4 protein-coding genes are annotated in these 3,296 nt (G+C 37.8%); all 4 read right to left on the bottom strand.

Annotated elements, in window-relative coordinates:
* On the bottom strand, positions 1 to 451 hold a 451-nt coding region (locus AACY61_RS10965), incomplete at its 3' end, for a metallophosphoesterase (protein ID WP_339611624.1).
* Positions 452 to 1,318, bottom strand: coding sequence for a hydroxymethylglutaryl-CoA lyase (locus tag AACY61_RS10960; RefSeq protein WP_339611622.1), 867 nt, complete (start codon positions 1,316 to 1,318; stop codon positions 452 to 454).
* A 48-nt stretch (positions 1,319 to 1,366) separates the two neighbouring features.
* Positions 1,367 to 1,984, bottom strand: a complete 618-nt coding sequence (locus tag AACY61_RS10955; RefSeq protein ID WP_339611621.1) for a LysE family translocator — start codon at positions 1,982 to 1,984, stop codon at positions 1,367 to 1,369.
* Positions 1,985 to 1,990: 6 nt separating this feature from the next.
* Positions 1,991 to 3,010, bottom strand: coding sequence for a quinone-dependent dihydroorotate dehydrogenase (locus AACY61_RS10950; RefSeq protein WP_339611620.1), 1,020 nt, complete (start codon positions 3,008 to 3,010; stop codon positions 1,991 to 1,993).
* Positions 3,011 to 3,296 lie beyond the last annotated feature (286 nt).

The raw sequence follows: 3,296 nt of genomic DNA, 5'->3' as shown, positions 1-3,296 counted from the left end.
AAACATGTTTCGCATTTGTTGCTATCCATTGAAAATTAGATTCGTTGAGTCGTTGCTGAAACTCATGTTCCTTTAGGTCAAATTCATGATTTCCAACAGTCACTAAATCAAACTGCATAGCATTCATTACATCTATCATCTGTTTTCCCATTATTCGCTCACCTTCGTGACGCATGGTTCCGATTAAAGAGGGACTTAAAAAATCACCTGCTAACACCAGAAAACTGTTTGGTTGTTGCAACTTTATTGAATCAACAAGGTGTGCCACCCGAGCCATTCCTCCATACAGGCCGCCACTGAGTGGTGCAATTTCATACACATCATTAAGTTGTATAAATTTAAATGTAATAACACCATTATCTGTTGTGGATTCGGTAACAGCAGTTTCCTTGGGTTTACATGAAATAAAAAGGAGTCCAGAAAGTGCTAAAAAAAGAAGTGTGTTTTTCATCTAATGATATTTTGTAAAAATTTTAGTAGCTTCATTATGGGCACTTTCAAAAGGCATCCATGAAACATTGGTATCAGCTTTTACAGCTGTAAAATAAGACAATAATTTTTCTGTGGGCATATTTCCGGTAAGTTCATCTTTTGCCATCGGACAACCACCAAAACCCTGTATCGCACCGTCAAACCTTAAGCAGCCCGCTTTATAAGCAGCATCTACTTTTTCATGCCACGAGTTGGGCGTTGTATGTAAATGAGCACCAAACTCAATTTGAGGATATTTAGGGATGAGGTGAGAAAACAAATAGTTGATTACTTCGGGTGTTGAAGTACCCACCGTGTCACTCAAAGAGAGGATTTTAACTCCCATAGAAGCCAGTTTCTCAGTCCACTCCCCTACAATTTCAACATTCCAGGGGTCACCACACGGATTTCCAAAACCCATAGACAAATAAGCAACCACTTCTTTATTTGTGTTTTTAGCTATTTCTAATATTTCCTTTAGAATAAGCATCGATTCTGCAATGGTTTTGTGAGTGTTCCGCATTTGAAAGTTTTCAGAAATTGAAAAGGGATAGCCTAAATAATTAATATCGGAATGCAGGGCGGCATTCTCAGCACCACGCACATTGGCCACAATAGCGAGAAGTTTACTTTCTGTTTTAGATAAATCAAGCCGGGAAAGCACCTCAGCAGTATCAACCATTTGAGGTATGGCCCTGGGTGAAACAAAACTTCCAAAATCTATGGTGTCAAACCCGCAGCGTAACAACGCCTGAATGTATTGTATTTTTCTTTCTGTGGGAATAAAATCTTTGATACCTTGCATGGCATCTCGCGGACATTCAATGATTTTTATCTTTTGGCTCATAAACAGAAAAAGCTCCGGTCAATTAGTTGGGTAAAAATACAATTTATTTTACGGAAGAAACAGAAAAACAGCAATTCCTGAAAAAACAACAATTTGCAACCACTTTAAAAAAACACCTGCATTTTTTTGACGCTGAATAAACCTTGATATTTGTCCCGAAAGCAAAGCAATGCAAGAAAAAATCACGAATGATAAAATCATAAAAACAGCCCCCAATACATAAAACTGAACTACTGTGTTTCCTGAAGGGTCCCAAAGAAACGCAGGGAAAAATGCCAAGAAAAACAGGGTCACCTTAGGATTGAGAATATTCATGATCACTCCCTGCCTGAATAATTGAACATGTGACTTTTTTGCAGTGCCCTTAGAACTTATCATTAAAGTGTTTCCCGATTTGTAAACCTGAAAAGCCAGATAAAGCATATAGGCAGCACCTGCTATTTTAATGAAAAGAAAAACAACCTCTGAAGTCATTAATAATGCAGAAATCCCAAATGCTACCAGAGTAGTATGTACAATACACCCCGAAATCAAGCCGGCTGTTGTTGCAATTCCATAACTACTGCCATTTGAAATGCTTTGGGTAAGTACAAAAATATTATCGGGACCGGGAGAAATTGCCAGTGCCATGGTTGCAACACTAAACGATAACAGCAATTCAAACATAGTACTTTACTGATTTGGCTTTAAAAGTGCTTTATTGATTTCTTTAACCAACTGTGGGCCTTCATAAATAAATCCGGTATAGAGTTGAATGAGGCTTGCTCCTGCTTCCAGCTTTTCCAGAGCATCCTTTACAGAGTGAATACCCCCTACTCCAATTATTGGAAAAGCACCCTTCCCCTCCTGATGTAAAAACCGAATGACTTCAGTAGAACGCTTTGTCAGTGGTTTTCCACTCAAACCACCGGTTTCATTTTTGGTTGAGGATTTGAGGTTTGCCCGTGATAATGTTGTATTGGTTGCTATCACCCCGGCAATTTGAGTGCTTTTTACAATTTGAATAATATCCAGCAATTGCTCATTAGTTAAATCAGGAGCAATTTTAAGCAATATTGGCTTTGCTTTTGGCTTTGATTTATTTTCGTTCTGCAGTCTTTGCAATAAAGCAGTGAGTGGTTTTTTGTCTTGTAATTCTCTTAGATTGGGTGTGTTAGGCGAAGAAACATTTACAACAAAGTAATCCACATTCTCATAAAGGGCGTTGAAGCAAATCAGGTAATCTGTAACTGCTTCTTCATTTGGAGTGTCTTTATTTTTTCCAATGTTTCCTCCAATCAACACATTTTTATTTTCTTTCAGTCTTGAAACTGCCTCAAACACGCCCCCATTATTAAAACCCATACGATTGATGATGGCTTGATCTTCTTTGAGTCGAAACAACCTTTTTTTAGGATTACCTTTTTGTGGTTTTGGGGTAATGGTTCCTATTTCAATAAAACCAAAGCCGAAACTTGACAATTCCTGGAACAGCTTAGCGTCTTTATCAAAGCCTGCCGCCAATCCAACAGGGTTTTTAAATGTCACACCAAATACCCTACGCTCCAATGAGGGGTCTTTCACCTCATACATACGATTAAACAAGCCCTTAAAGCCCAATACGCTTAAGAATCGTATCATCTTAAAAGTAAAATGATGCACGGCTTCAGGGTCAAATAAAAAAAGGATGGGTCGTATAAAGAGCTTGTACATAAGTCTGGTTCTAAACACAAAAATAGTGAATTAGCCTGAACAATAAGGGGTGATAAATAAAAGTAATTGCGCTTTGAAACGTGATAGTTATCATAGTATCTAAACTTATTTTTACTAACTTTGAGTAGGTTAGAATTAAATAAATGGCTGAAAAGACCTCTTTTTACAAAAGCACTCTTTCTTTTTTTGAAGAAATTGGTGAGATGGCGCGTTTTGCAATGCGCTTTTTTAAAGAAGCACTCTCTCCTCCCTTTGAATTCAGGGAGTTGTTGAAGCAGTGTTTCTA

Origin of the sequence: uncultured Planktosalinus sp., from assembly GCF_963973675.1 — a bacterium.
Taxonomy (GTDB): Bacteria; Bacteroidota; Bacteroidia; order Flavobacteriales; family Flavobacteriaceae; genus Planktosalinus.
This window is presented reverse-complemented; position numbering and strand designations above follow the sequence as displayed.